Annotated in this window: 24 protein-coding genes; 16 read left to right on the top strand and 8 right to left on the bottom strand. The window is 51.9% G+C overall.

Annotated elements, in window-relative coordinates:
- Positions 1 to 233: 233 nt before the first annotated feature.
- The 11 genes from EL111_RS09645 to ftsZ all read left to right on the top strand — a co-directional run bounded on the left by EL111_RS09645 (position 234) and on the right by ftsZ (position 11,569).
- On the top strand, positions 234 to 983 hold the full coding sequence (locus EL111_RS09645) for a Nif3-like dinuclear metal center hexameric protein (RefSeq protein WP_123795084.1): 750 nt from the start codon (positions 234 to 236) through the stop codon (positions 981 to 983).
- Between the two features lie 183 nt (positions 984 to 1,166).
- A complete protein-coding gene (petA, locus tag EL111_RS09640) occupies positions 1,167 to 1,748 on the top strand; it encodes a ubiquinol-cytochrome c reductase iron-sulfur subunit (protein WP_123795083.1) in 582 nt (193 codons plus the stop codon).
- 17 nt (positions 1,749 to 1,765) lie between these two features.
- Positions 1,766 to 3,115 carry a cytochrome b gene (locus EL111_RS09635; protein ID WP_123795082.1) on the top strand — a complete coding sequence of 450 codons (1,350 nt, stop codon included), beginning with the start codon at positions 1,766 to 1,768 and terminating at the stop codon, positions 3,113 to 3,115.
- A 14-nt stretch (positions 3,116 to 3,129) separates the two neighbouring features.
- Positions 3,130 to 3,918, top strand: a complete 789-nt coding sequence (locus EL111_RS09630) for a cytochrome c1 (RefSeq protein ID WP_162842964.1) — start codon at positions 3,130 to 3,132, stop codon at positions 3,916 to 3,918.
- A gap of 237 nt (positions 3,919 to 4,155) precedes the next feature.
- The gene (locus EL111_RS09625) at positions 4,156 to 4,761 is read left to right on the top strand and encodes a glutathione S-transferase N-terminal domain-containing protein (RefSeq protein ID WP_123795080.1); all 606 of its coding nucleotides are present in this window, start codon (positions 4,156 to 4,158) and stop codon (positions 4,759 to 4,761) included.
- A 13-nt stretch (positions 4,762 to 4,774) separates the two neighbouring features.
- Positions 4,775 to 5,200, top strand: a complete 426-nt coding sequence (locus tag EL111_RS09620) for a ClpXP protease specificity-enhancing factor (RefSeq protein WP_123795079.1) — start codon at positions 4,775 to 4,777, stop codon at positions 5,198 to 5,200.
- 543 nt (positions 5,201 to 5,743) lie between these two features.
- Positions 5,744 to 7,150 carry a UDP-N-acetylmuramate--L-alanine ligase gene (murC, locus tag EL111_RS09615; protein ID WP_162842963.1) on the top strand — a complete coding sequence of 469 codons (1,407 nt, stop codon included), beginning with the start codon at positions 5,744 to 5,746 and terminating at the stop codon, positions 7,148 to 7,150.
- A 154-nt stretch (positions 7,151 to 7,304) separates the two neighbouring features.
- Positions 7,305 to 8,216, top strand: a complete 912-nt coding sequence (locus tag EL111_RS09610) for a D-alanine--D-alanine ligase (RefSeq protein ID WP_123795078.1) — start codon at positions 7,305 to 7,307, stop codon at positions 8,214 to 8,216.
- Entirely contained in the window at positions 8,206 to 8,922 is a 717-nt protein-coding gene (locus tag EL111_RS09605; RefSeq protein ID WP_123795077.1) for a cell division protein FtsQ/DivIB, read from the top strand. The genes EL111_RS09610 and EL111_RS09605 overlap by 11 nt, the downstream gene beginning before the upstream one ends.
- A gap of 58 nt (positions 8,923 to 8,980) precedes the next feature.
- Positions 8,981 to 10,225, top strand: a complete 1,245-nt coding sequence (gene ftsA, locus EL111_RS09600) for a cell division protein FtsA (RefSeq protein ID WP_123795076.1) — start codon at positions 8,981 to 8,983, stop codon at positions 10,223 to 10,225.
- Between the two features lie 168 nt (positions 10,226 to 10,393).
- Complete coding sequence (ftsZ, locus tag EL111_RS09595; RefSeq protein ID WP_123795075.1) at positions 10,394 to 11,569, top strand: cell division protein FtsZ; 1,176 nt, start codon at positions 10,394 to 10,396, stop codon at positions 11,567 to 11,569.
- Between the two features lie 762 nt (positions 11,570 to 12,331).
- Here ftsZ and murU read toward each other — a convergent pair.
- The gene (murU, locus tag EL111_RS09590; RefSeq protein ID WP_123795074.1) at positions 12,332 to 13,027 is read right to left on the bottom strand and encodes an N-acetylmuramate alpha-1-phosphate uridylyltransferase MurU; all 696 of its coding nucleotides are present in this window, start codon (positions 13,025 to 13,027) and stop codon (positions 12,332 to 12,334) included.
- Positions 13,028 to 13,176: 149 nt separating this feature from the next.
- On the opposite strand from murU, the gene hslO reads away from it, so the two are divergent.
- Together hslO and EL111_RS09580 are read left to right on the top strand one after the other, a co-directional pair.
- Positions 13,177 to 14,091 (top strand): Hsp33 family molecular chaperone HslO, encoded by a 915-nt coding sequence (gene hslO, locus EL111_RS09585; RefSeq protein WP_123795073.1) that lies wholly within the window; start codon positions 13,177 to 13,179, stop codon positions 14,089 to 14,091.
- A gap of 225 nt (positions 14,092 to 14,316) precedes the next feature.
- Positions 14,317 to 15,810, top strand: coding sequence for a tetratricopeptide repeat protein (locus tag EL111_RS09580; RefSeq protein WP_123795072.1), 1,494 nt, complete (start codon positions 14,317 to 14,319; stop codon positions 15,808 to 15,810).
- Between the two features lie 401 nt (positions 15,811 to 16,211).
- On the opposite strand, the gene EL111_RS09575 is transcribed toward EL111_RS09580, so the two are convergent.
- A complete protein-coding gene (locus EL111_RS09575; protein ID WP_123795071.1) occupies positions 16,212 to 17,165 on the bottom strand; it encodes a bile acid:sodium symporter family protein in 954 nt (317 codons plus the stop codon).
- A 1-nt stretch (position 17,166) separates the two neighbouring features.
- On the opposite strand from EL111_RS09575, the gene EL111_RS09570 reads away from it, so the two are divergent.
- Positions 17,167 to 17,385, top strand: coding sequence for a hypothetical protein (locus tag EL111_RS09570; RefSeq protein ID WP_123795070.1), 219 nt, complete (start codon positions 17,167 to 17,169; stop codon positions 17,383 to 17,385).
- A 355-nt stretch (positions 17,386 to 17,740) separates the two neighbouring features.
- Here the strand turns inward: EL111_RS09570 and EL111_RS09565 are convergent, their stop codons facing one another.
- The 5 genes from EL111_RS09565 to EL111_RS09545 all read right to left on the bottom strand — a co-directional run bounded on the left by EL111_RS09565 (position 17,741) and on the right by EL111_RS09545 (position 23,104).
- Positions 17,741 to 19,006 (bottom strand): BaiN/RdsA family NAD(P)/FAD-dependent oxidoreductase, encoded by a 1,266-nt coding sequence (locus EL111_RS09565; RefSeq protein WP_123795069.1) that lies wholly within the window; start codon positions 19,004 to 19,006, stop codon positions 17,741 to 17,743.
- Between the two features lie 75 nt (positions 19,007 to 19,081).
- The gene (gene rfbC, locus EL111_RS09560) at positions 19,082 to 19,621 is read right to left on the bottom strand and encodes a dTDP-4-dehydrorhamnose 3,5-epimerase (protein WP_123795068.1); all 540 of its coding nucleotides are present in this window, start codon (positions 19,619 to 19,621) and stop codon (positions 19,082 to 19,084) included.
- 87 nt (positions 19,622 to 19,708) lie between these two features.
- A complete protein-coding gene (gene rfbA, locus EL111_RS09555; protein WP_123795067.1) occupies positions 19,709 to 20,608 on the bottom strand; it encodes a glucose-1-phosphate thymidylyltransferase RfbA in 900 nt (299 codons plus the stop codon).
- A 412-nt stretch (positions 20,609 to 21,020) separates the two neighbouring features.
- On the bottom strand, positions 21,021 to 22,082 hold the full coding sequence (gene rffG / locus EL111_RS09550; RefSeq protein WP_123795066.1) for a dTDP-glucose 4,6-dehydratase: 1,062 nt from the start codon (positions 22,080 to 22,082) through the stop codon (positions 21,021 to 21,023).
- Positions 22,083 to 22,207: 125 nt separating this feature from the next.
- Positions 22,208 to 23,104, bottom strand: a complete 897-nt coding sequence (locus tag EL111_RS09545) for a LysR family transcriptional regulator (RefSeq protein WP_123795065.1) — start codon at positions 23,102 to 23,104, stop codon at positions 22,208 to 22,210.
- Positions 23,105 to 23,207: 103 nt separating this feature from the next.
- On the opposite strand from EL111_RS09545, the gene EL111_RS09540 reads away from it, so the two are divergent.
- Entirely contained in the window at positions 23,208 to 23,603 is a 396-nt protein-coding gene (locus EL111_RS09540; RefSeq protein WP_123795064.1) for a DoxX family protein, read from the top strand.
- Between the two features lie 47 nt (positions 23,604 to 23,650).
- A complete protein-coding gene (locus EL111_RS09535; RefSeq protein ID WP_123795063.1) occupies positions 23,651 to 24,256 on the top strand; it encodes a nitroreductase family protein in 606 nt (201 codons plus the stop codon).
- Between the two features lie 208 nt (positions 24,257 to 24,464).
- Here the strand turns inward: EL111_RS09535 and EL111_RS09530 are convergent, their stop codons facing one another.
- Entirely contained in the window at positions 24,465 to 25,397 is a 933-nt protein-coding gene (locus tag EL111_RS09530; RefSeq protein ID WP_123795062.1) for an AEC family transporter, read from the bottom strand.
- Positions 25,398 to 25,513 lie beyond the last annotated feature (116 nt).

Genomic DNA, 25,513 nt, shown 5'->3' with positions numbered 1-25,513 from the left:
CAATCTTTCAGACAGCACGGGTATGTAAAAATGCGACAATATTAAAATAATTCATGTTGATATGCAAATTCTGAATAAAATGCCGTCTGCAAATTGAGAAGTAGCGGTTTTTTGCCGCCAAACTGCTCATGAAACCGCTCGATGGGGAAATATCCACCGCTGCGGCAGTTTTCATAATAAAATAACCGGTTCGGTAAATTTCAAACAATGCAAACTTTATTGAGGGAACTGTTATGACAACCCGTCAGGAAATACTGGCTTGGTGTGATGAAACGCTGCAGGCCGCCGCCTATAAAGATTATGCGCCCAACGGTCTGCAAGTCGAGGGCAGGGAAGAGGTTGCCAAAATCGTAACCTCGGTTACCGCCAGCAAAGCCGCGATTGATTTTGCGGTTGCCGAACATGCGGATATGTTGCTGGTGCATCACGGTATGTTTTGGAAAAGCGAACCGCTGACCATTACCGGCTGGAAAAAAGCGCGGATTGAAACCTTGTTGAAACACCAAATCAATATGGTCGGCTACCATCTACCATTGGACGGCCATGCGGAGTTGGGCAACAACGCGCAGCTTGCCAAACAGTTGGGCTGGCAGACGGAGGCGTGTTTCGGCGAACAGAATCTGTTGAATATCGGCAGCACCGCCCAAGTGCAGACGTTGGCGCAATTTGCAGACGGCCTTGAAAGTGTATTGCGCCGCAAACCCTTGGTTATCGGTGATTTGGATAAGCAGATTAAGCGGGTGGCGTGGTGCACGGGCGGCGCGCAAGGCTTTTTCCAAGAAGCCATTGAGGCAGGAGCCGATGTGTATGTAACCGGCGAAGTTTCCGAAGCGCAATACCATTTGTCCAATGAAACCGGCGTTGCCTTTGTCGGAGCAGGACACCACGCAACCGAGCGTTACGGCGTGCGCGTCTTGGGCGACGCGCTGGCGCACCGGTTCGGCGTGCAGGTGTGTCATTTTGATGAAAACAATCCGGTGTAACGCTCAAAGGCCGTCTGCAAAATCGGATAAATCGGTTTTGCAGACGGCTTTTGCGACAATAACATTGAGAAATATCACAAAATCTTTACCTTATTTTAAATAATGCTTTGAGTATCACGACAAAATAGGTAGAATTACATTGTTTAATGGCTCGGTATTCCCAACATTAGGACGACTGAATATATGGATAATCAAGAAATCAACAACGGCCGCCGCCGTTTCCTGACGCTCGCAACCTGCGGCGCGGGCGGTGTTGCGGCCTTGGGCGTAGCAACGCCTTTCGTAGCCAGCTTCTTCCCCTCGGAAAAAGCCAAAGCTGCCGGTGCTGCCGTTGAAGTCGACGTCAGCAAAATCGAGAGCGGTCAGATGATTACCGCCGAATGGCAGGGCAAACCTATTTTCGTGCTCAACCGTACGGAGCAGCAGCTCAAAGATTTGCGTGCCGTTGATGGCGAAATGGCCGATCCGAACTCGGAAGCAGATCAACAGCCCGAATACGCGAAAAACGAAAACCGTTCGATTAAGCCGAATATCTTTGTCGCAATCGGTATCTGTACCCACTTGGGCTGCTCGCCGACCTATCGTCCCGATGTTGCTCCGGCAGATTTGGGCGCGGATTGGAAAGGCGGCTTTTTCTGTCCTTGCCACGGTTCGAAATTCGACATTGCCGGCCGCGTGTACAAAGGTGTTCCCGCACCGACCAACTTGGTCGTACCGCCTTATAAATATCTGAGCGATACCACTATTTTGGTAGGCGAAGACTGATAATAAGGAATTGAACTATGGCAAACCAAACCAATAACAAAGCAAAAGCATTGTTAGGCTGGGTGGACGACCGTTTCCCCTTGTCTAAAATGTGGAAAGAGCACCTGAGCGAGTACTACGCACCGAAAAACTTCAACTTCTGGTATTACTTCGGTTCGCTGGCGCTGCTCGTGTTGGTGATTCAAATCGTCAGCGGCATCTTCCTGACCATGAACTACAAGCCGGACGGCAACCTGAATGCCTACCACCTGCCGGCAGCCTTTACTGCAGTAGAATACATCATGCGCGACGTGTCGGGCGGTTGGATTATCCGCTATATGCACTCTACCGGCGCATCATTCTTCTTTATTGTTGTTTACCTGCATATGTTCCGCGGCTTGGTGTACGGTTCGTACAAAAAACCGCGCGAATTGGTGTGGGTGTTCGGCTCGCTGATTTTCTTGGCGCTGATGGCCGAAGCCTTTATGGGCTACCTGTTGCCTTGGGGTCAAATGTCGTTCTGGGGCGCACAGGTAATTATCAACCTGTTTGCCGCCATTCCGGTCATCGGTCCGGACTTGTCTACTTGGATTCGCGGTGACTTCAACGTATCCGACGCAACCCTGAACCGTTTCTTTGCCTTGCACGTAATTGCCGTGCCGCTGGTGTTGATTGGTCTGGTTGTGGCGCACATCATCGCCCTGCACGAAGTCGGCTCGAACAACCCTGACGGCGTGGAAATCAAAAAACTCAAAGATGAAAACGGCGTTCCTTTGGACGGCATCCCGTTCCATCCGTACTACACCGTAAAAGACATCTTGGGCGTAGTGGTATTCCTGATTGTCTTCTGTGCCGTGATGTTCTTTGCGCCTGAAGGAGGCGGCTACTTCCTTGAAGCACCAAACTTTGATGCGGCCAACCCGCTGAAAACACCTGCACACATTGCACCGGTATGGTACTTTACTCCGTTCTACGCTATTTTGCGTGCCGTACCTTCTTTCATGGGTACTCAAGTTTGGGGTGTGATTGCAATGGGCGCGGCAGTGGTTCTGATTGCTTTGCTGCCGTGGTTGGATAAAGGCGAAGTGAAATCCATCCGTTACCGTGGTCCGATTTTCAAAACAGCCGTTGTACTGTTTGTGATTTCCTTCATCGGCTTGGGTATTTTGGGTGCGTTGGTTGCTACCGATACCCGTACGCTGGTGGCCCGTATCCTGACCGTTATCTACTTTGCTTTCTTCCTCGGTATGCCGTTCTATACCAAGCTGGATTCCAACAAGCCGGTTCCTGAACGCGTAACCATGAGCACCACGAAACAAAAAATCATGTTCTTTGTTTACGTTGCCATTACCGTGGTCGGTGCTTACCTGTTTGCAACCAATATCTGATGAGGGCAGCGAAAATGAAACAAACTTTGAAAAACTGGTTTGCTGCCTTGTTGCTGGCAGCGCCCATGAGCATGGCGGTTGCCGCAGGTGGTCATGCAACTTATGAAAAAGTCGACATCGATTTGCGAGACCAAGTGAGCCTGCAGCGCGGCGCACAGATTTTCACCAACTACTGTCTGTCTTGCCACTCTGCAACCGGTATGCGTTTCAACCGCCTGAAAGACATCGGTTTGACTGACGACGAAATCAAAGCGAACATGATGTTTACCACCGATAACGTGGGTGATGTCATGTTGTCGGCGATGAATCCGAAAGACGGTGAAAAATGGTTCGGTGCGGCACCGCCGGATCTGACCCTGATTGCCCGTTCTCGCGGCGCAGACTACCTGTATGCCTATATGCGTGGTTTCTATAAAGATCCGACCCGTCCGAACGGTTGGAACAACACCGTATTCGATAAAGTCGGTATGCCGCACCCGCTGTGGGAGCAGCAAGGTGTGAAAGCCGTTGAGCTGGACAGTAAAGGCCAGCCGGTTTGGGTTGAAAACGAGCACGGCGTAAAAGAGCCTAAGCTCTACTGGGAATCTACCGGCCTGCACAGCCGCCGCCTGCCGAATGGCAATGTTATCGAGAAAGAGTACGATGCCTATGCGCGCGACTTGGTAAACTTCTTGGTATACATGGGCGAGCCGGCTCAACTGCAACGCCACCGTACCGGCTATATCGTGCTGATTTTCCTGTTGGCCGTTATGCTGCCGCTGGCGTACTTCCTGAAAAAAGAATTCTGGAAAGATGTTCACTAATCGGTTCAGATTCAGACAAAAGGGCAAATCCGCAAGGGTTTGCTCTTTTTATTTACCCTTTTTATATGGCGAGAACAGATGCTTGCTGCTTATGGCAAACATTAAAATATATGATTTAAAATCATATGGTTATATTGAATTTCTGGATTTAAAAACCGCAATCGGCTATAATCGCATAATTAAGTTTCTATATTGGATAAAGGCCGTCTGCAAAAACGGCTGTCAGGAGCAAATACCATGATGACATTATATTCAGGCATTACTTGCCCGTTCAGTCAGCGTTGCCGTTTTGTGTTATATGAAAAAGGCATGGATTTTGAAATTAAAGACGTGGATATTTTCAATAAGCCCGAAGATTTGGCGATAATGAATCCGTATAACCAAGTGCCGGTGCTGGTTGAGCGTGATTTGGTTTTGCATGAGTCTAATATTATCAATGAATACATCGATGAGCGTTTTCCGCATCCGCAGCTGATGCCGGGCGATCCGGTGATGCGCGGTCGTGGTCGCTTGGTGCTGCACCGTATGGAAAAAGAATTGTTTAGTCTGGTGCAGGTTTTGGAAAACCCAGAAGCAAGCAATAAAGAACAGGCAAAAGCCCGCGAAGCCATCGGCAACGGTTTGACCATGCTTGCTCCTGCTTTTGCGAAAAACAAATACATTTTGGGCGATGATTTTTCCATGATTGATGTTGCCTTGGCACCGTTGTTGTGGCGTTTGGATTATTACGACATCAAACTTGGCAAAACTGCCGCGCCTTTATTGAAATATGCCGAACGTATTTTTCAGCGTGAAGCCTTTATCGAGGCGCTGACCCCTGCTGAAAAAGCCATGCGCCGTTAAGCCGGAGTGATTGATGACAACTTCGACCAAGCCTTATTTTTTGCGTGCGATGTATGAATGGTGTTTGGATAACAATCAAACACCGCATATTCTCGCATGGGTAAACGAGCATACGCGCGTGCCGGGACAATATGTGAAAGACGGGCAAATCGTGCTAAATATCGGCCCGGTAGCCAGTTCGAATCTGACGATTGATAATGATTGGGTTCATTTCGCGGCCCGTTTCAGCGGGGTGTCTCACGATATTTGGATTCCGGTCGGGCATGTTGTCCATATTTTTGCCCGGGAGAGCGGCGAGGGCTTGGGTTTTGAATTGGAAGAATACCGGCCTGACGAGCAAACCGCCACCGCACAATCCGAATTGGCGGATACAGATGAAAAAGCAGCGGTGCAATCTGAACCGGCCTCGCCGAAGAAGGGTTTGAAGCTGGTCAAATAGTGGCAAAAAGAATAAAAGGCCGTCTGTATATTGGTTTCGCATCAATCATGTTGCGGCAAGCCAAAATGCAGACGGCCTTTTGTTCGGCTGTGAGCGGTTATAGCTGCCGACTGTGTAATCGATGTGAAAATTATGAAAATGGATTGCCGTTGGGAAGTGTGGTGTGGCCAAGTGGTACAGTTTTTTCCTATTTGGTTTGATACGGCTTGGCGGGTTTTGCTGCATAACTTGTTACGGTCTTGCCGCATCGGAATCGAAACCACTGTAACGGTTTTGCAGACGGCCTTTCCGGCTTGGAAAGAAGTGATGGTTTGCAAGGTGCTTGCGGGTAACAAGGGCTGTGCTTCCGCTTTGCGTTTTTCTGTTTTGCAGACGGCATGAAAGCGGCGTGGCAGGCGGTTTGCAGGCATGAAAAACAACGTGTGGCAAACTTGAATATAATCGGTTTTGATTTGTTAAAAATCCTTTACAATAAAACAATGGCGCAGATTGCCGCAGCCCTTTAAAATAGCAGTTTTATGTAGAATTTTCGGGATAGCAGCCATGATGAAAAATCGAGTAACCAATATTCACTTTGTCGGCATCGGCGGCTCGGGTATGAGCGGCATTGCCGAAGTGTTGCACAATTTGGGCTTTAAGGTTTCCGGTTCGGATCAGGCACGCAGCGCAATGACTGAACATTTGAGCAGCTTGGGCATTCAAGTCTATCCCGGCCATACTGCAGAGCATGTTAATGGTGCAGATGTGGTGGTGACTTCCACTGCGGTGCAAAAAGACAATCCCGAAGTGGTGGCGGCTCAGGAACAGCAGATTCCGGTTATCCCGCGTGCGCTGATGCTGGCCGAATTGATGCGCTTCCGCGACGGCATTGCCATTGCCGGTACGCACGGCAAAACCACGACCACCAGCCTGACGGCTTCGATTTTGGGCGCGGCAGGTCTTGATCCGACTTTCGTCATCGGCGGTAAATTGAATGCGGCGGGAACAAACGCCCGCTTGGGTAAAGGCGAATATATTGTGGCTGAGGCGGACGAATCCGATGCTTCGTTCCTGCACCTGACTCCGATTATGTCGGTGGTGACCAATATCGACGAAGACCACATGGATACTTACGGACACAGTGTGGATAAGCTGCATCAGGCGTTTATCGATTTTATCCACCGTATGCCGTTTTACGGTAAAGCGTTCTTGTGTATCGACAGCGAACACGTCCGTGCGATTTTGCCGAAAGTCAGCAAACCTTATGCCACTTACGGCTTGGAAGATACCGCCGATGTTTACGCGACAGACATCGAAAATATCGGCGCACAAATGAAGTTTACGGTGCACGTGAACATGAAAGGCCACGAGCAAGAGCCGTTTGAAGTGGTATTGAATATGCCCGGTCGCCACAATGTCTTAAACGCACTCGCTGCCATCAGTGTGGCATTGGAAGTGGGTGCATCGGTAGAAGCTATTCAGGCAGGCTTGTTGGGCTTTGAAGGTGTCGGCCGCCGTTTCCAAAAATACGGCGATATCGCTTTGCCGAACGGCGGAACCGCATTGGTGGTGGACGATTACGGACACCACCCCGTAGAAATGGCGGCAACCTTATCGGCGGCGCGCGGCGCATATCCCGAAAAACGTTTGGTACTGGCCTTCCAGCCGCACCGTTACAGCCGTACACGCGATTTGTTTGAAGATTTTACCAAAGTGTTGAACACGGTGGACGCGCTGGTGCTGACCGAAGTGTATGCCGCAGGAGAAGCGCCGATTGCCGAAGCAGACAGCCGCGCATTGGCGCGCAGTATCCGGGCATACGGTAAAGTCGAACCGCTGTATTGTGCGGAAGTGGGCGATTTGCCGCAAATGCTGCTGGATATTCTCAAAGACGGAGATGTGTTGCTGAACATGGGCGCGGGCAGTATCAATCGTGTGCCTCAGGCATTGGTGGATATGACCGCCAAATAATCAGTAAGGCATTTTGCAGACGGCATGAAACGCTGAAAGCCGTCTGCAAAAGTGCGTATTTGTTATACAATTAACATATAATGATAATAAAAGCAGATTGCACTTCCCGATATGGGACGGCAGTCTGCAACAAAATAAAATACAGAAAGACAATATGCAAAATTTTGGTAAAGTTGCCGTATTGGCAGGCGGCTTCTCCAGTGAGCGTGAAGTGTCGCTGGCAAGCGGCGCAGCGATTGTGGCAGCCTTGCGGAGCAAGGGTATAGACGCGCACACGTTCGATCCTAAAGAAACGCCGCTGGGCGAGCTGAAAGCACAGGGCTTTCAGACGGCATTCAATATCCTGCATGGCACTTACGGCGAAGACGGCGCCGTGCAGGGCGCATTGGAGCTGCTGGGTATTCCCTACACCGGCAGTGGTGTGACTGCCTCTGCCATCGGTATGGACAAATACCGCAGCAAGCTGATTTGGCAGGCTTTGGGTCTGCCCGTGCCGGAATTTGCCGTCTTGCACGATGACAGCGATTTTGCCGAAATTGAGCGCAAGCTGGGTTTGCCGATGTTTGTGAAGCCCGCAGCGGAAGGCAGCAGCGTAGGGGTGGTCAAAGTCAAAGAAGCAGGCCGTCTGCAAACGGTATATCAGGAATTGAAACACCTGCAGGGCGAAATCATCGCCGAACGCTTTGTCGGTGGCGGAGAGTATTCCTGTCCGGTATTGTGCGGCCACGCTTTGCCGAGTATCCGCATCATTCCGGCTACTGAATTTTACGATTACGAAGCCAAATACAACCGCAACGATACCGTTTACCAATGTCCGTCCGATTTGAGCGAAGCAGACGAGCAGCTCATGCGCGAATTGGCTGTGCGCGGCGCGCAGGCAGTCGGCGCACAAGGCTGCTCGCGTGTGGATTTTCTGAAAGATACAGACGGCAAATTATATTTGTTGGAAATCAACACCCTGCCGGGTATGACCGATCACAGTTTGGTACCGAAGTCCGCAGCACAGGTAGGCATGGATTTCGCCGATTTATGTATTGAAATTTTGAAAACTGCTCATGTGGGATGATGCAACTGCAATGGGGCGGCTGACCCGCTGGCTGATGGTGCTGATGGTGTTGCTGCTGATCGGTACGGGCGTGGCATGGGTATACAATTCCGACCACTTTCCGGTGAAACAGGTAGCCATTCAAGGTAAGCTGAAATATTCAGACGGCAAAGAGCTGCAAAATATTGCCCAACAATATATGCGTGGCAACATTTTCCGTGCCGACGTACATGGTGCGGGCGAGGCTTTTCAAAAGCTGGCATGGACGGATTCCGTTTTGGTGCGCCGCCGTCTGCCGGATACGGTAGAGATTATCTTGGAAGAACGTATCCCGCTTGCCCGATGGCAGAGCGGCGGTTTGCTGGACACCAAAGGCAATGTTTTCCAAGCCGAAGTTGAAGAAAATTTGCCACTGTTTTCAGGCGAGCCGAATACCGGCAAAGACATGGTCAGACATTATCGGGAGTTTGCCGATATTTTGGATTCCCTAGGTCTGACCATCAACAAACTGATTTATACGCCCCGCTCGGCATGGCAGGTTGTGCTGGACAACGGCATTACCGTGCGGCTGGGCAGGGAAAACGAGACACAACGCCTCCGGCATTTTGCCGAAGCATGGCCTGCCTTGCTGGAAAAACAGCGCGACAGCCTGCTTTATGTAGATATGCGTTATAAAGACGGATTTTCCGTGCGTCACAAACCTACCTCAGACAGGCCGTCCGAATAATTTGCAGACGGCCTGACAGAACAAAACAGATAACATTTAGCGAAATGAATGGGAATTTATGGAACAGCAAAACAAATACATCAGCGCGTTAGATATCGGTACGTCCAAAGTTATCGCGCTTATCGGCGAAGTGCAGGAAGATAATGAAATCCATATCGTCGGTTTGGGTCAGGCACCGTCGCGCGGCCTGAAAGCCGGTATGGTTACCAATATCGACGCTACCGCACAGGCAATTCAGCAGGCGGTGCACGAAGCCGAGTTGATGGCCGATACCAAAATTACCCATGTTACCACCGGTATTGCCGGCAACCATATTCGCAGCATTAATTCCGAAGGCGTGGTAAAAATCACCAACGGCGAAGTGTCGCAAGCAGACATCGACCGCACCATCGAAAGCGCCAAAGCCGTTAAAATTCCTTCCGAGCACAATATCCTGCATACTGTGGTTCAGGAATACATCATCGATAACCAGCCGGGCGTTAAAGAGCCTATCGGCATGAGCGGCGTGCGTTTGGAAACCCGCGTGCACATCATTACCGGCGCGAATACCGCCTTACAGAATATCCAAAAATGTATCCACCGCTGCGGCTTGCAAATGGAGCAGATTATGCTTCAGCCGCTGGCAAGCAGCCAAGCGGTGCTGACCGAAGATGAAAAAGATTTGGGCGTGTGCGTTATCGACATCGGCGGCGGAACAACCGACATCGCCGTTTACACCAACGGCGCTATCCGCCATACTGCCGTCATTCCCGTGGCCGGCGATTTGATTACCAAAGATTTGGCTCAAGCACTGCGTACCCCGCAAAATGCCGCCGAATACATCAAAATCCACTATGGCGCGGCCATTCCGACCATGGAAGATTTAGATGAAATGGTAGAAGTGCCGAGCGTGGGCGATCGGAATCCGCGCCAAATCTCGCGCCGCGTGTTGGCCAGCGTCATCGGGCCGCGCGTGGAAGAAATTTTGGAACTGACGCTGAACGAACTGCGCCGTGCAGGTTTCCCGGAAGAAGTGCTGACTTCGGGCATCGTGCTGACCGGCGGAGCGTCCATGCTCAACGGTATTGTCGAATTGGCAGAAGAAATTTTCAACCTGCCGGCGCGTATCGGTATTCCTCATGAAATCGGCGGAGTTTCCGAGCGTGTCCGCAATCCCCGTTACGCCACGGCCATCGGCTTGTTGGAAGCCGCGCGCGGCGAAGAAGACGGCAGTCCGGTAAGCGGCGCGGTAGTGGTCGGCGATCATGGCGACCAGATGGGCGTATGGGCAAGAATCAAAAAATGGTTGAGCGATACTTTCTAAGCGTAAAACCGGAAACTGTCTGATTTTTACCAAAACAGGCCGTCTGTAAAAGTCATGACGGCCTGATAATAAGAAGTATTTTGCCAGCGTGCAGATACTTCTTATATAATGTAAAAGATTGTTGAATGAATAAACCGTCCTCAAAACAGAGCGCGGAGGAGCATACGAATGGATTTTGTTTACGATGTAGCCGAGTCAGTTACCGGCCCAGTGGTAATTAAAGTAATCGGTTTGGGCGGCGGTGGCTGTAATGCCATCAACAATATGGTGGAAAACACTATTCAAGGCGTAGATTTAATCAGTGCCAATACCGATGCGCAGTCTTTGGGTCAAAACAAAGCCGCCAAGCGTATCCAGTTGGGTACAAACCTGACCAAAGGTTTGGGTGCGGGCGCAAATCCCGAAATCGGCCGTGCGGCAGCGCAAGAAGAGCGCGAAGTGATTGAAGATGCCATCCGCGGCGCAAACCTGCTGTTCATTACCACCGGCATGGGTGGCGGTACCGGTACCGGTTCTGCTCCGGTAGTGGCTGAAATTGCCAAAGAAATGGGTATCCTGACCGTAGCAGTCGTGAGCCGTCCGTTCGGTTTGGAAGGTAACAAACGTGTCAATGTTGCCGCAGCAGGCTTGGAGCAGTTGAAAGCCAATGTTGACTCGCTGATTGTTATCCCGAATGACAAATTGTTCGACGTATTGGGCGAAGATGCCAATATGCGCGAAGTGTTCCGTTTGGCAGATACCGTATTGCGCGATGCCGTGGCCGGTATTTCGGAAGTCGTTACCCGTCCGGGCTTTATGAACTTGGACTTTGCCGATGTAAAAAATGTGATGGGTATCAAAGGCATGGCCATGATGGGTTCGGGTTTCGCACAAGGTATCGATCGTGCGCGTCTGGCAACCGAACAAGCGATTTCCAGCCCGTTCTTGGATGATGTAACCTTAGACGGCGCACGCGGCATTTTGGTGAACATCACTACTGCACCGGGCTGTCTGAAAATGTCCGAATACCGCGAAATCATGAAAGCGGTCAACTCCAATGCCCATCCTGATGCGGAATGCAAAGTCGGTACGGCGGAAGATGAAAACATGAGCGAAGATGCTATTCGCGTTACCATCATCGCTACCGGTTTGAAAGAAAGCGGCAGTCCTGCGGCGGTGGTTTCCAATGCGGTAAAAACCGTGCCGGAGCAAATCCAGCAACAGGGCAATATTGAAGGTCTGGTACGTTCAGGTCGCGGTACGCGCGGTATGAACCTGACCGCTGCCGACTTCGGCAACCAAGCTGTTTTGGACGATTTTGAAGTGCCCGCTATTTTGCGCCGCCATCAAAATACCGAACAGTAATTTGAAAAAAGCCTGCGTATGCAGGCTTTTTTGTTATGGCTGTTCCATACGGAATGATGCGTCCTTGCTCAAAGAAAAGGGCTATAGTCATTTAAAATAAGAATGATACAGCGTTGCTTTGCCTTGCCGTACTATGTGTACTGTCTGCGGCTTCGCTGCCTTGTCTCATTCTTATTTTATTCGACTATATTTAAGCTGCCAAAGCAGCCAATCCGCTGTTGTACTGTCTGCGGTTTTGCTGCTTTGTTTTATTTTGCGTGATGCCGATGATATAGTCATTTAAAATAAGAATGATACAGCGTTGCTTTGCCTTGCCGTACTATGTCTACTGTCTGCGGCTTCGCTGCCTTGTCTCATTCTTATTTTATTCGACTATATTTATGCCGTCTGCAAAATGCGGTGTTTGACCCGATTACAGTCAATGCCGTATTTTGCAGACGGCATAGGTGTTTTTGCATGTGGAAAAGTGGAATAAATCCGCGAAACCGCCGACAACATGGCAGGTGCCGGCGACGGTAATTCAGTTTTCATCACGGTTTGGCAGATTGTTTGAACATATACTGACTGAGCAGGCGGCAGCAGTATCGGCTTCTGCCGTTTGGTCGGAATGGCGGTTTTGGACATCAGCCGCAAAAACGGTGTATCTTCAAAAGAATAAGGCTGAGTGAAGAGAATAAGAGCGTTTTATCTGAAATACACGGCGTGTGCAGCTTTCGATGTGCCGCCATTGGAATGATGTGCAGATAATGGCTGTCGGATCGATTACCAAGAGGCAGCAAGACGGTTGGCTTCTTCCAGCCGCTCGACCGTACCTACGTCCAGCCACAAACCGTGGTGTTTTTCCGCACGGACTTGGCGGTTGTCCATGGCTGCGCGCAGCAGCGGCGCGAGTTTGGCGGCTTGATGTGCAGGCGTGTGCTTGAGCAGCGACGGATGGTACACGCCCATACCGCTGAAGGTCAGCGCCTCTCCCTGTTTGTTGTCGGCAGCAGCCAGACCGTCGGGCAGCAGACCGAAATCGCCCTCGGGGTGATGCGGAGGATTGTCCACCAGCCAAAGATGAGCCAGCAGACCTTGTTCGGATAAGCCGTCTGCCGCGGTAAAGGCCGTCTGAAAATCAATATCGGTCAGAACATCGCCGTTGATCACCAAAAACGGCTGTTCGCCCAACAGCGGCAGGGCGGTGGCAATACCGCCCGCAGTTTCCAAACCGCCGGAGCGTTCGGGAGAGTAAGCAATGTGAACGCCGTAACGAGCGCCGTTGCCCAGCTCTGCTTCAATCTGCCCGCCCAGCCAAGCATGGTTGATGACGATTTCGGTAATGCCTGCATTTTTCAGGCGGCGCAAATGCCAACCGATAAGCGGTTCGCTGCCGACACGCAGCAGCGGTTTGGGGCAGGTGTCCGTAAGCGGGCGCATCCGTTCGCCGCGCCCGGCGGCCAAAATCATAGCTTTCATGGGATTATCCGTCGGTAAGATGATGGAATTGTATAGCCGATGGCGGCAGCGGGCAAGGCATGGTGCGGCAATGCCGTCTGTAGTCTTGATTTATTTGCCTAAGCAACCATATTAGCGTGAAAACCGTTATTGATTTGATTGGGAATAACATGACACAACATACTCCGGCAGCCGTCAACCGCGCCGACTGCCGTACCCGTTTTATTTTTGACGATATGCCGGTACGCGGCCTGCACGTCCGTTTGGAAAACGTATGGCAGCACATTGTACGGCAGAAGCACTATCCTGCCGCGATTCGCCGTGCATTGGGCGAATTGCTGGCAGCAGGTGCGCTGTTGTCGAGCAATTTGAAAATCGACGGAACATTGATTGTTCAGGTTCAGGGGCAAGGCCGTCTGAAAATGCTGGTTGTCGAAGCCACGTCCGAACAAACCGTCCGAGCCACTGCCCGTTGGGACGAAACTGCCGAAATCGGTGACAACGAGAGTCTTGCGGAGCTGTTGGGAGAAAACAGCGTGTTTGTGTTAACGTTGCAGCCGAAAGATGCCGAGCCGTGGCAGGGTGTTGTGCCGCTGGAGGGAGACAGCATCGCACAAATGCTGGTGAACTATATGAAACGCTCCGAACAGTTGGATACGCATATTGTATTGGCGGCTTCTGATGAGGCTTGCGGCGGATTGCTGGTACAGCGTCTGCCGGAAGAAGAGCTGGGTGAGGAAGCATGGGAACACGTCAGCACGCTGGCGCAGACGGTTACTGCCGAAGAGCTGACCGGTTTGGACGCCCAACATCTGCTTTACCGCTTGTTCCATGAAACGCCGCCGCGCGTATTCGAGCCGGAAACCATTGAATTTGCCTGTACCTGCTCGCGCGGCAAAGTGAGCGATATGCTGCTGATGTTGGGCGGGCAAGAGGTAGGCAGCGTGGTGGCCGAGCAGGGCAGCGTGGCCGTCGATTGCGATTTCTGCCATGAGAAATACGTTTTCGATGAAACCGATGTCAACGCATTGTTCGGTGCAGATGTCGTCAATGCCGTTCGTCAGGAAGCGCAGCGTTTGCAATAATCACGGAATCTTGAAAAGCCGTCTGAAATCAGGTTTCAGGCGGCTTTTGGGTGTCCGTATGTCCGAAAAGCAGACGGCATATCCTCTTCCTTACGGCAGTTGGTATAGTCATTTAAAATAAGAATGATACAGCGTTGCTTTGCCTTGCCGTACTATGTGTACTGTCTGCGGCTTCGCTGCCTTGTCTCATTCTTATTTTATTCGACTATAAAGAGAAAGCACACCATGCACGACGAATTATGGCAACAGAGCAGCAGTCTCATCAATAATCAGCAGTATGAACAGGCATTGATGCTGCTGGAGGCGGCTTTGCCTGAAAATCCCAATGACGCGGAATTGCTGACCATGATGGCGTTGGCCTGCGCGTTTGTCCGGCCGGAATCGGCGTTGATACTGGTAAAACGGTCGCTGGCGCAGGACGGCAGCTACGGGCAGTCGTATTATGTACAAGGTGTGATTTTGGAAGAGCTGGCGCGCTTGGAAGAAGCGGTTGTCAGTTATGAAACGGGCTGCCGTTTTGCGCCCACGCATTTGGCCATGCTGGAAAAACTCTGTATCGCTTCTTTTCAAATGGCGAAGCAGAGTGGCAGTCTGCAGGACTTCTTGCGCTCGCTGGCATGGTACGACCGCTATTTGGCGCAAGACCAAAGCAAGGCGCGCGCTTATCAAAACCGTGCCATGATTTATCAGGTGTTGAAACGGTACGCTGAAGCGCGTGCCGATGTCGAAACCGCCTTATCTATCGAACCGGATTTGTCCGGCGCATTGGCTTCCAAAGGCATTTTGCTGTTGCGCGAGGGCGATTACCGGCAGGGCTGGCAGTATTATGCACACCGCGCCGCGGCCATGCCCGAGTTGGAGCGTTATCAAGATGCCGCCGTACCGCTGTGGAATCGTGATGTGCGCCGCCCTTGCCGTCTGATGGTGTATGAAGAACAAGGTTGGGGCGATACGCTGCATTTTTCGCGTTATATCCCGCTATTGCAGGCATACGGATTTGATGTGGTTTTCAAGTGCGATGCCTGCTTGGAAGACTTGTTTCGTGCCAGCTATCCGGGTGTGCATATTTTTACAGACGGCCTGCCGCCTGCGGGTGTCGAAGCGCAGATTTCCGTTATGGATTTGCCGCAGGTGTTTACGCCGACACTCAACGATATTCCGTATCCGCAAGGCTATTTGCACGCACCGCCCGATATTCGGACAGCTTGGCAGCACAAATTATCGGCAGACGGCTTCGGCAGCCGCCCCAAAATCGGTTTGGTTTGGACTTCCGCCCGTGCCAATATCGAGCATCAGCGGAATGTGGCGTTGTCGGACATTGCTTTTTTGTTTGACTATCCTGCCGATTTTTTCTGTTTGCAGCAGGTCATCCCGACTGAGGAACAGTCTGCCGCTGCTGCGGTGGCCAATCTGCACCACTATCCGCTGCACTCGTTTGCCGAAACCGCCGGTTTGACGGCGCAGATGGATTGGGTAATCAGCGTCGATACCAGCGTCGCGCATTTGGCGGCGGGTATGGGTAAGGAAACATGGATTTTGCTCGGTTATCATGCTGATTTCCGTTGGTTGCTCGATCGGCACGACAGTCCGTGGTACAGCGCCGCAAGATTGTTCCGCAAGCAGACGTTTGACGACTGGTCGTCAGTATGGCGGGAATTGGCGCAAGAAATGGCGCGCAAGTGTTTGCCGTATCGGGGAAAATATAGTCGAATAAAATAAGAATGAGACAAGGCAGCGAAGCCGCAGACAGTACACATAGTACGGCAAGGCAAAGCAACGCTGTATCATTCTTATTTTAAATAACTATAAATGAGCAACCCGATTTGGGTGCGCTAAACATAAGCAGATGATACAGAACCCGCCAAGAGGGCAGGCTGTGCAGAGCGGCAGCTTTGCGGTTTCGATGGTTTGGCCGTCTGCTGTTTGCAAATCCGATACTGCCGTGCGCCATCGTGCCGTGCCGGGTTGTGATGGCGGCAGGAAAATGCCGCAGCAGTTGCGGTTTGTACGGCGGCGGCACAGTCAGATTCGCCCGTAGCCTGAAAAAGCCGTCTGTAAAACAGCATGATGGCGATTCGGCTGTTTTGCAGACGGCTTGTACGTTTCAGAAACAGGCAGTTTTAACCGGCTTTGCGTTTGTCCCACCAAGCAAACAGGTTGCCGAGAACCGTACCCGATACCGAATGCCAGACGCAGGCAACGGCGGTGGCTACGGCGGATTCGGCGTTGGCAGGGAAGAATTTTGCGCTTAATCCGGTGGCCAAACCTGCATTTTGTACGCCCACTTCAATCGATAAAGTCCGTTTTTTGGCGGTGGACATACCGAATAATGCGCCCGAATAAAAGCCCAATACATAACCGCAGATATTGTGTGCCGCAATCGCCAACACCATCACCAGCGCGGATTCCATGAAGCGGTGTCCGTGTACCGCCGCTACGCCGCCGACGATGCAGGCAAACGCCAACACCGCTACGCCCGGCATGGTGGCGCGTACTTCGGCAAACCAGTGTTTGTTGTGCCACAACATATTGGCGGCCGAACCGATGACAACAGGCAGCAGCGTAACCAGCAGCATGAATTTGAACATCGCCCAGCCGTCCATATCTACTGTTTCGCCGACCAGATACATCAACCACAGCGGAGTCATTACCGGCGCGAGTAGGGTGGAAACAGTGGTCATGCCTACCGAGTATGCCACATCGCCTTTTGCCAGAAAACTCATGATGTTGGAGGAGACACCGCCGGGGCAGGTGCCGACCAGAACCAAGCCCAAAGTCAGCCCGGGAGAAAGGTTGAAGACCTTGGCAATCGCAATCGCTACCAGCGGCATAATGGTGTATTGCGCCGCCGCGCCGATGAAAATATCCAGCGGGCGTTGTGCCAAAATCAGATAGTCTTCCTTACCCAGAGTCATGCCCATGCCGAGCATGATAATCCCCAGTACGATAATCTGCGTATCGCCTTTTACCCAAGCGAAAGAGGCCGGCTCAATCATGGCGACCACGGCGGCAAGGATAATTACAGCAGCGGTAAAACGGGTCAACTGCGCGCTGAGTGAAGCGAGAAACGACATAATGAATTATCCTTTTCTTTTTTTAATGGAAACAGGGCTTATTTTTACAGAAGTTGAGACGTTTGTGCAAAGAGAATATGGGCAATCGGGCAGCGGAACGATACTTTCAGGCGCAATAAAACGGCGTTCGGATTATCTTTTTGGAATAAAATGTTCAAGAAAAAACAGCCGTCTGAAACATCGTTTTGCAGACGGCTTTTGCTTTGGTGTTTGGCGTTAAAATCGGGATATTTATGGAAAATGCGGAGAAAAGCAGCAAAATTGCCAAAAAATTTTGAAAAAACGGCAGCTTGAGAGCTGTGCAAAAATCATGACAAGGGCTTGCAGGGCGGGTTTTGCCCCCGACCACTTGGGCTTTTTGACGTGGTAACTTTTCAAGGTATAGTCGAATAAAATAAGAATGAGACAAGGCAGCGAAGCCGCAGACAGTACACATAGTACGGCAAGGCAAAGCAACGCTGTATCATTCTTATTTTAAATGACTATATTTATTCGATTTTCGGGCAGGCGTAAACCCGTCCCTGCCATCAGTTTTGCTTCGTTTCCTGTTTTGGCAAAGGTCTCGGCTTGTTTGGTTATGCCGCGCCGTCTGATGCAACCGCTTCTGCCGCGCAGACCGCCGAAGCCCATGCCCATTGGAAATTATAGCCGCCGAGCCAGCCGGTAATGTCCATGACTTCGCCGATGAAGTACAGCCCGTTTTGCAGACGGCTTTCCATGGTTTTCGGGTTGATTTCTTTAACATTGACACCGCCGCGCGTGGCTTCGGCTTTTTTGTGGCCGTCCGAACCGCTGGGCAGCAGCGTCCAAGCGTTCAGGCTGTTGCCCAGTTGATGCAGCAAAGCGTTTGGAACATCTGCCCATTTTTGTGCAGCGTGGGCGGAAAATTCGGGCTGTGCCAGCCAGAAATCCAGCAGGCGGTCGGGCAGGGCGGGGCAGAGCTGTTTCAGAGCGGTATTGAGTTGGATTTTCTGACCGGATTTGCCGCTGCACAATGCTGCCGACAAATCGGTATCGGGAACGAGGTTGACGGTCAGGCTGTTGCCCGGCTGCCAGTAGCTGGAAATCTGCAATACCGCAGGGCCGCTCAAACCTTTATGGCGGAACAGCAAGTCTTCATCAAACGACACGCACTGCCTGCCTGTGCCGGTACTGATGCGGACGGGCAAGGCGATACCGGAGAGCGCGTCGAAACCGTTGTCTGCCCAATGTGCGAAACGCAGGGGAACGAGGGCGGCTTCCGGCGGCACAATGCTGTGCCCGAACTGCTTGGCGGTTTCATAGCCGAACGCGGTGGCGCCGATGGCGGGAACAGCAAGCCCGCCGGTGGCAACGATTAAATGACGGCAGCGGAATGTGCCTTGTGTGGTGCGGATTTCAAAGCGCTCGGCGTTGTGTTCCGGCGGTGTGCAAAGGGCGGTTACGGCTTGGACGGTGCAGCCGGTATGCCAAGAAACGCTGCCTTGGTCGCATTCGCGTTGCAGCATGGAGATGATTTCCTGAGCGCTGCCGTTGCAGAACAGTTGTCCTTTGTGTTTTTCATGATAGGCGATGCCGTGTGCTTCGACCATGCGGACGAAATCGTGGGCGCAAAACCGCGACAGGGCATGGCGGACGAAGCGCGGCTGCTGCGAAACGTAATATGAGGAACCGTCGTTGCCGTTGAGGTTGAGATTGGTAAAGTTGCAGCGCCCGCCGCCGGAGATGCGGATTTTTTCTCCGATTTTGCTTGCATGGTCTATCAGGGCAACGGAAAAGCCGCGCTGTCCGATACGCGCTGCCGCCATCATGCCGGCCGCGCCCGCTCCGATAATCAGGGAATGGAAGGAAGAATGTGTCATGGATAATATGCTGAAAGCCGTCTGCAAATACGGCATTGTCGCATTTTGCAGACGGCTTTGGGGAAAGGTTAAGGATTAAAACACGGCGGCTTCGGCAAGGATTTTGCCTGCTGAATCTTTGGCGGACAAGGAAGGTTCGCCTTCCAGCGGCCATTCGATACCGACGGTTTCATCGTTCCAAATCAGCGAATGCTCGGCTTGCGGATTGTAATAATCGGTGCATTTGTAGACAAACTCCGCTTCATCGCTCAAGACATAGAATCCGTGGGCAAAACCTTCAGGTACCCACAGTTGGCGTTTGTTTTCGGCCGAGAGGATTTCGCCTGCCCATTGCCCGAAAGTGGGCGAGTCTTTACGCATATCGACGGCAACATCGAATACTGCGCCAGACACCACGCGCACCAGTTTGCCTTGGGTGTTTTCCGTTTGATAGTGCAGGCCGCGCAATACGCCTTTGGTGGATTTGGAATGGTTTTCCTGCACAAAAGTACGCTCGGCAACATGGGTTTTAAACCATTCATCGCGGAAGGTTTCCATAAAAAAGCCGCGCTCGTCGCCGAATACTTTGGGTTCGAGCAGTTTGACTTCGGGGATTCGGGTGTCGATGATGTTCATGGTGTTCCTTGTTTTTGCAGACGGCCTGCGGGGTAAATGGTGTCGGGTTGCGGATTTTGGTGTCGGACAGGGTGTGTATCGGACACTTTATGCGCGGTTTGCAGACGGCATATTGTGTTTTTCAACGAGTTTCAGCAGATATCGGCCGTATTCGTTTTTGCACATGGGTTTTGCCAAGGCTGCAACTTGTTCGGAACTCAGCCAGCCCTGCCGCCAAGCGATTTCTTCGAGACACGCCACTTGCAGGTTTTGGACGTGTTCGATGGTTTTCACAAAAGAGGCCGCTTCGTGCAGGCTGTCGTGCGTACCGGTATCCAGCCAAGCGAAACCGTGCCCCAAAAGCTGCACGTTCAGGCTGCCGTCTTCGAGATACATTTGGTTGATGCTGGTGATTTCCAGCTCGCCGCGTTCGGAGGGCTTGACTTGTTTGGCAAATTCCACCACGCGTTTGTCGTAGAAATACAGGCCGGTGACCGCCCAATCGGATTTCGGCACTTTGGGTTTTTCTTCGATGGAAAGTGCTTTGAAGTGTTCGTCAAATTCCACCACGCCGAAACGCTCGGGGCCTTTCACCTGATAGCCGAATACGGTGGCGCCGCCGTTTTCCACAAACTCTGCCGCTGCTTTCAGCGATTGGGAGAAGTGTTGGCCGTAGAAAATATTATCGCCCAATACCAGACAAACCGAATCGTTGCCGATAAATTCTTCGCCGATTAAGAATGCCTGCGCCAAACCGTCGGGGCTGGGCTGGACGGCGTAGGAAAGGTTGATGCCGAAGTCTGAACCGTCGCCGAGCAGCCGTTTGAAACTTTCGTTGTCTTCGGGGGTGGTGATGACCAAAACGTCACGGATACCCGCCAGCATGAGTACCGACAGGGGGTAATAAATCATCGGTTTGTTGTAAACGGGCAGGAGCTGTTTGGATACGCCTCGGGTAATCGGGTAGAGGCGCGTGCCGCTGCCGCCGGCGAGTATGATGCCTTTCATGTTTCTTCCTTTATTTTTATCGTGGTGGAACACAAAATGATACCGTGCTGCTTTGCCTTACTTAAAGAGAGGGCTTGATTAAACTGTTGAACGTAAGTTTGCCGATTCGTACTGCCTGCGGCTTTGCGGCATGGTTTTATAGTCATTTAAAATAAGAATGATACAGCGTTGCTTTGCCTTGCCGTACTATGTGTACTGTCTGCGGCTTCGCTGCCTTGTCTCATTCTTATTTTATTCGACTATATTTTGTGTTATCCGATTATATATTTCTCACGGTTTGATTTGCAGACGGCCTTGGCAGGGCGGTATGCCGTTTGAAATCCGCCTTGTGCCGCTTGTTGTTTTGGCTGCGGTATCGGTTTTGCAGACGGCCTGATGAGCGGTGATGCCGTCTGCAAAACGGTTGGAATGTTTACGCGCCTAAACGCTCGCGGTTGTAGGAGCCGTCGAGTACGTGCTGCCACCATTCGGTGTTGTCCAAATACCATTGCACGGTTTTGCGGATGCCGCTTTCAAAGGTTTCCTGCGGCTTCCAGCCCAACTCGCGGCCGATTTTCGCTGCATCGATGGCGTAACGCACGTCGTGCCCCGGACGGTCTTTGACAAAGGTAATCAAGTCTTCGTATTTCGCTACGCCGGCCGGTTTTTCGGGGCGCAGCTCTTCCAGCAGCGCGCAAATGGTTTTTACCACTTCGATATTGGCTTTTTCATTGTGTCCGCCGATATTGTAGGTTTCGCCGATCTTGCCTTCGGTAACGACTTGATAAAGCGCGCGCGCATGGTCTTCGACAAACAGCCAGTCGCGAATCTGCATGCCGTCGCCGTAAACGGGCAGCGGTTTGCCGTCGAGTGCGTTCAGAATCATCAGCGGAATCAGTTTTTCGGGGAAGTGGTAAGGGCCGTAGTTGTTGGAGCAGTTGGTGACAATCGTCGGCAGGCTGAAAGTACGCAGCCATGCGCGCACCAAATGGTCGCTGCCCGCTTTGGAGGCGGAGTAGGGGCTGGACGGCGCGTAGGGCGTGGTTTCGGTAAACAAATCGTCGGTGCCGTGCAAATCACCGTACACTTCATCGGTGGAAATATGGTGGAAACGGAAGGCGGCCTGTTTTGCAGACGGCATGGATTGCCAATAGGCGCGCGCGGCTTCCAAGAGCGTGTAAGTGCCGACGATGTTGGTTTCGATAAACGCCGCAGGACCGTCGATGGAGCGATCGACATGGCTTTCCGCTGCCAAGTGCATCACCAAATCGGGCTGGTGTTGTGCAAATACGCGGTCAAGCTCTGCGCGGTCGCAAATATCCACTTGCTCGAAAGCATAACGGGGATTGCCTGAAACACTGTTCAGGCTTTCCAAATTACCGGCGTAAGTCAGCTTGTCAACATTGACCACGCTGTCTTGCGTATCGTTGATGATGTGGCGGACAACTGCCGAACCGATAAAACCGGCGCCGCCGGTAACGAGGATTTTTTTCATGATTGTATCGTTATCTATTTGAAATATATATATGAATGATAAGGCAATAGAGGTTTTCCCGCAAGCGTTTGTGCCGTTTGGCCTTTTTGCAGACGGCCTTTGTACGCGCTTGGGTATTCTGTCGGCTACAAGTGGCTTTGGCTGATTTTTTCGTTGAGAAAATCAATGAAACTGCGGACTTTCGCGCTGAGGAAAGTGCGGTCGATATAGGCGGCGTTGAGCTGCTCGCACATCATGGTGTAGTCGGGCAGAAGGCGTACCAGACTGCCTTCTTCCAAATCTTTCTGTACCGCCCACACCGGCTGGCAGCCGATACCGCCGCCCGCTTTGACCAGCGAACGTATCATTAAAGTATTGTCGGTCTGCATAACGGGCTGCAGGTCGATAACGGTGGTTTCGCCGCTGGATTTGCAGACGGCATTCAAATGGCGCATATCGGTGTAGGTGGGCAATACGGCCTGATGGTTCATGACTTCTTCGGGTGTGGCAGGCGTGCCGTACTCGGCAAGATAGTCGGGCGAGGCGACCAAGACAAATTCGATTTTCGCCAGAGGCTTGATAATCAGCGACGGCGAGGGAGTGCGGGCAACGCGCAAGGCAAGGTCGAAACCTTCGGCAATCAAATCGATGTGGCGGTTGTCGAGTACCAAATCGAGGGTCACTTCGGGATAACGGCGGCGGTATTCGACCAGCCAGCGGCTGAGCAGGCTGTTGGCAAACCATAAAGGCATGGTAACGCGCAAAGTTCCCTGCGGTATGTCGGTGCCGCCGGCGGCCACTTGTGCGGCGGTATCAAGCGTGTCGAGCGCGTAGCTGCATTGGCGGTAATATTCTTCGCCTGCTTCGGTCAGGTGCAGGTTGCGGCTGTTGCGGTGCAGCAGTTTGGCCTGAATGGAATTTTCCAAATGGCTGACGTGCTTGCTTGCCATAGCGGTGGAAATGCCCAACTGTTCGGCAGCGCGGGTAAAACTGCCGTTTTGCACCACTTGGCGGAAGACTTTCAGGCTGAAGAGGGTATCCATGATTTCCTGTCAGGAAAAGTTGTATCAATAAAAACAGTATATATTAACTGATGGAAACTATCTATACTGCACACATTCCCGAATTCATAAATCAGATTCACTCATGAACTTTTTAAACAAATTCCAACCTGTCTTGTTGTCGGTATTGCGGGTTGCCGCTGCCTATATGTTTGTCCAGCACGGTACGGCAAAGCTGTTCGGCATTCCTTATGTGGAAATGTTCGACGGTCTGCAACTGGCTTCGATGTACGGCGTTGCCGGTATTTTGGAAGTCTTCGGCGGTTTGCTGCTGCTGTTGGGGCTGTTTACCCGCCCGGTTGCCTTTATTTTGTCCGGCCAGATGGCGGCAGCTTATTTTATCGGCCATGCAGCCACCACGCCGTTGGTACCGTTTATGAACGGCGGTGAAGCTGCCGCGCTGTTCAGCTTTATTTTCTTGTATATTGCCGCCGCCGGCGCAGGCGCGTGGGCGTTGGACAATAAATTCAATAAACAGTAAACTGGCTGACTGTATTCAGCAAGTCCGTTAACAGAAAAGGAAAAATCATGGCTTACCAAGATGTACAGCAGGCTGCCGAAATCCGCCGCAGCATTTACGCTTTAAACAAAGAACTGCCGGTTTCCAACGAGGAAATCAACAAAATCATCGAACACGCCGTACTGCACACGCCGTCTTCGTTCAATTCCCAATCTACCCGCGTGGTTGCCCTGTTTGGTGCCGAGCATGAGAAAGTATGGGGTTTTGTAGAAGAAGCTCTGCGCGCCATTGTGTCTGCCGACAAATTCGAGCCGACTGCCCAAAAATTGGCGATGTTCAAAGCCGCTGCCGCAACGGTTTTGTTTTTTGAAGACCAAGATGTTGTAAAAGGCTTGCAGGAACAGTTCCCTTCTTATGCCGAAAACTTCCCTGTTTGGGCGGATCATGCCAATGCAATGACCCAATACGCCGTGTGGACGACTTTGGCGGCTGCCGGTGTCGGCGCGAACCTGCAACACTACAACCCGCTGCCGGACGCTGCGATTGCTCAGGAATACGGTCTGCCGGCAAGCTGGAAACTGCGCGCGCAAATGGTAATCGGCGGTATTGCCGCTCCGGCCGGAGAAAAAGAGTTTGCACCGCTGGAAGAGCGTTTTAAAGTATTCGGCGCATAATCCGAACGCATGGTGCAGGATAGAACCGCTTAGAATAAAAACGGTACGGCGTTGCTGCCGTTTGCCGGTTTTATTCTTTGCCCGACTGCGAAAGGCCGTCTGCAAAACAGCAAGATGTTGTTTTGCAGACGGCCTTTTGACGGCATGAAGACGGAAGGCTGCAAAGATACCGCTTTGTGCGGTATGGTACGGAGACGGGCTGCGTGCGTTACATAATCCATTGGTACAGCGCAATCATCAGCGGCATGGTGATGACGCAAAGCAGGGTGGTTACGCCGTAAATCGCACTGGCTTTGTCTGCATTCTGCCCGTACACCAACGCCATTTGCGTCACCGTGGCGGCGGCAGGGCTGATGGCGGCAAGGAAACTGATGAGGACAACGGTGGAATGTAGTTCGCTGCCGTCTGCAAAACCGCCGGCTTTCAGCAGCAACAGCAGCAGGAGCGGAATAACCGCCAGCCGCAGCAGCGCAATCAGGTAAATGCGTCCCGATAGCGCGATGGATTTCAGCGGCAGCGAGGCAATCAGCATGCCGGCAACCAGCATGGCAACCGGCCCGATCATGCTGCCCACCGTTGCCAACGCGCCGTCTATGGCGGCCGGCAGTTTGATATGCAGGACAAACATGGCGGCACCTGCAAGCATGGCGAGGATATTGATATTGGTCAGCACGGTTTTCCACGAAAGTTTGCCGCTGCCGCACAGCAGGATACGCAGGTGCGTCCAAAACAAAAACATCTGAACAATAATAAAACCGCTGGTGTAGATAACCATCTTCGGCCCGAAAATCGCGGCGACCAGCGGAATAATCAGATTGCCCGAATTGGTATAGACCATCGCCGCCTGTTCCAAAGCGTCCAAACGGAACAACGCTTTCAGCAGCCTGCCGAGCAGTATCAGCACGATATGGAACAATACCGCCAGCTTCAGCGACAGCCAAAGGCCGTCTGCAATTTCAGGCGAATAATCCGTTTGGAACGCATGAAGCATCACCGACGGGCTGATGAGGTACAGCGCAATCACCGACAGCGGATAGCTTTGCTCCGACTTCAGCAGTTTGAGTTTGACCAGCGTAAAACCCATCAACACAATCAAAGTTAATTCGGCGATTTTTCCGGCGAGCAAAAAAGCAGTTTCCATGACGGCACAGCGTGGTGGCAAAGCCGGTTATTGTACGCCCCGTGTTTCGGGCAGGTAAAGCCTGTGCCGTTATCCTGCACAGTCAGGCCGTCTGCAAAACGCCGCATTTATGCCAT

This window comes from Neisseria animalis (assembly GCF_900636515.1).
Taxonomy (GTDB): Bacteria; Pseudomonadota; Gammaproteobacteria; order Burkholderiales; family Neisseriaceae; genus Neisseria; species Neisseria animalis.
The sequence above is the reverse complement of the archived record's forward strand: the minus strand, read 5'-3'. Positions and strand labels throughout refer to the sequence as shown.

Coding starts and splice junctions, on each gene's coding strand:
- EL111_RS09645 (WP_123795084.1), top strand. CDS start 234: ATGACAACCCGTCAGGAAATACTGGCTTGGTGTGATGAAACGCTGCAG.
- petA (WP_123795083.1), top strand. CDS start 1,167: ATGGATAATCAAGAAATCAACAACGGCCGCCGCCGTTTCCTGACGCTC.
- EL111_RS09635 (WP_123795082.1), top strand. CDS start 1,766: ATGGCAAACCAAACCAATAACAAAGCAAAAGCATTGTTAGGCTGGGTG.
- EL111_RS09630 (WP_162842964.1), top strand. CDS start 3,130: ATGAAACAAACTTTGAAAAACTGGTTTGCTGCCTTGTTGCTGGCAGCG.
- EL111_RS09625 (WP_123795080.1), top strand. CDS start 4,156: ATGATGACATTATATTCAGGCATTACTTGCCCGTTCAGTCAGCGTTGC.
- EL111_RS09620 (WP_123795079.1), top strand. CDS start 4,775: ATGACAACTTCGACCAAGCCTTATTTTTTGCGTGCGATGTATGAATGG.
- murC (WP_162842963.1), top strand. CDS start 5,744: ATGATGAAAAATCGAGTAACCAATATTCACTTTGTCGGCATCGGCGGC.
- EL111_RS09610 (WP_123795078.1), top strand. CDS start 7,305: ATGCAAAATTTTGGTAAAGTTGCCGTATTGGCAGGCGGCTTCTCCAGT.
- EL111_RS09605 (WP_123795077.1), top strand. CDS start 8,206: ATGTGGGATGATGCAACTGCAATGGGGCGGCTGACCCGCTGGCTGATG.
- ftsA (WP_123795076.1), top strand. CDS start 8,981: ATGGAACAGCAAAACAAATACATCAGCGCGTTAGATATCGGTACGTCC.
- ftsZ (WP_123795075.1), top strand. CDS start 10,394: ATGGATTTTGTTTACGATGTAGCCGAGTCAGTTACCGGCCCAGTGGTA.
- murU (WP_123795074.1), bottom strand. CDS start 13,027: ATGAAAGCTATGATTTTGGCCGCCGGGCGCGGCGAACGGATGCGCCCG.
- hslO (WP_123795073.1), top strand. CDS start 13,177: ATGACACAACATACTCCGGCAGCCGTCAACCGCGCCGACTGCCGTACC.
- EL111_RS09580 (WP_123795072.1), top strand. CDS start 14,317: ATGCACGACGAATTATGGCAACAGAGCAGCAGTCTCATCAATAATCAG.
- EL111_RS09575 (WP_123795071.1), bottom strand. CDS start 17,165: ATGTCGTTTCTCGCTTCACTCAGCGCGCAGTTGACCCGTTTTACCGCT.
- EL111_RS09570 (WP_123795070.1), top strand. CDS start 17,167: ATGAATTATCCTTTTCTTTTTTTAATGGAAACAGGGCTTATTTTTACA.
- EL111_RS09565 (WP_123795069.1), bottom strand. CDS start 19,006: ATGACACATTCTTCCTTCCATTCCCTGATTATCGGAGCGGGCGCGGCC.
- rfbC (WP_123795068.1), bottom strand. CDS start 19,621: ATGAACATCATCGACACCCGAATCCCCGAAGTCAAACTGCTCGAACCC.
- rfbA (WP_123795067.1), bottom strand. CDS start 20,608: ATGAAAGGCATCATACTCGCCGGCGGCAGCGGCACGCGCCTCTACCCG.
- rffG (WP_123795066.1), bottom strand. CDS start 22,082: ATGAAAAAAATCCTCGTTACCGGCGGCGCCGGTTTTATCGGTTCGGCA.
- EL111_RS09545 (WP_123795065.1), bottom strand. CDS start 23,104: ATGGATACCCTCTTCAGCCTGAAAGTCTTCCGCCAAGTGGTGCAAAAC.
- EL111_RS09540 (WP_123795064.1), top strand. CDS start 23,208: ATGAACTTTTTAAACAAATTCCAACCTGTCTTGTTGTCGGTATTGCGG.
- EL111_RS09535 (WP_123795063.1), top strand. CDS start 23,651: ATGGCTTACCAAGATGTACAGCAGGCTGCCGAAATCCGCCGCAGCATT.
- EL111_RS09530 (WP_123795062.1), bottom strand. CDS start 25,397: ATGGAAACTGCTTTTTTGCTCGCCGGAAAAATCGCCGAATTAACTTTG.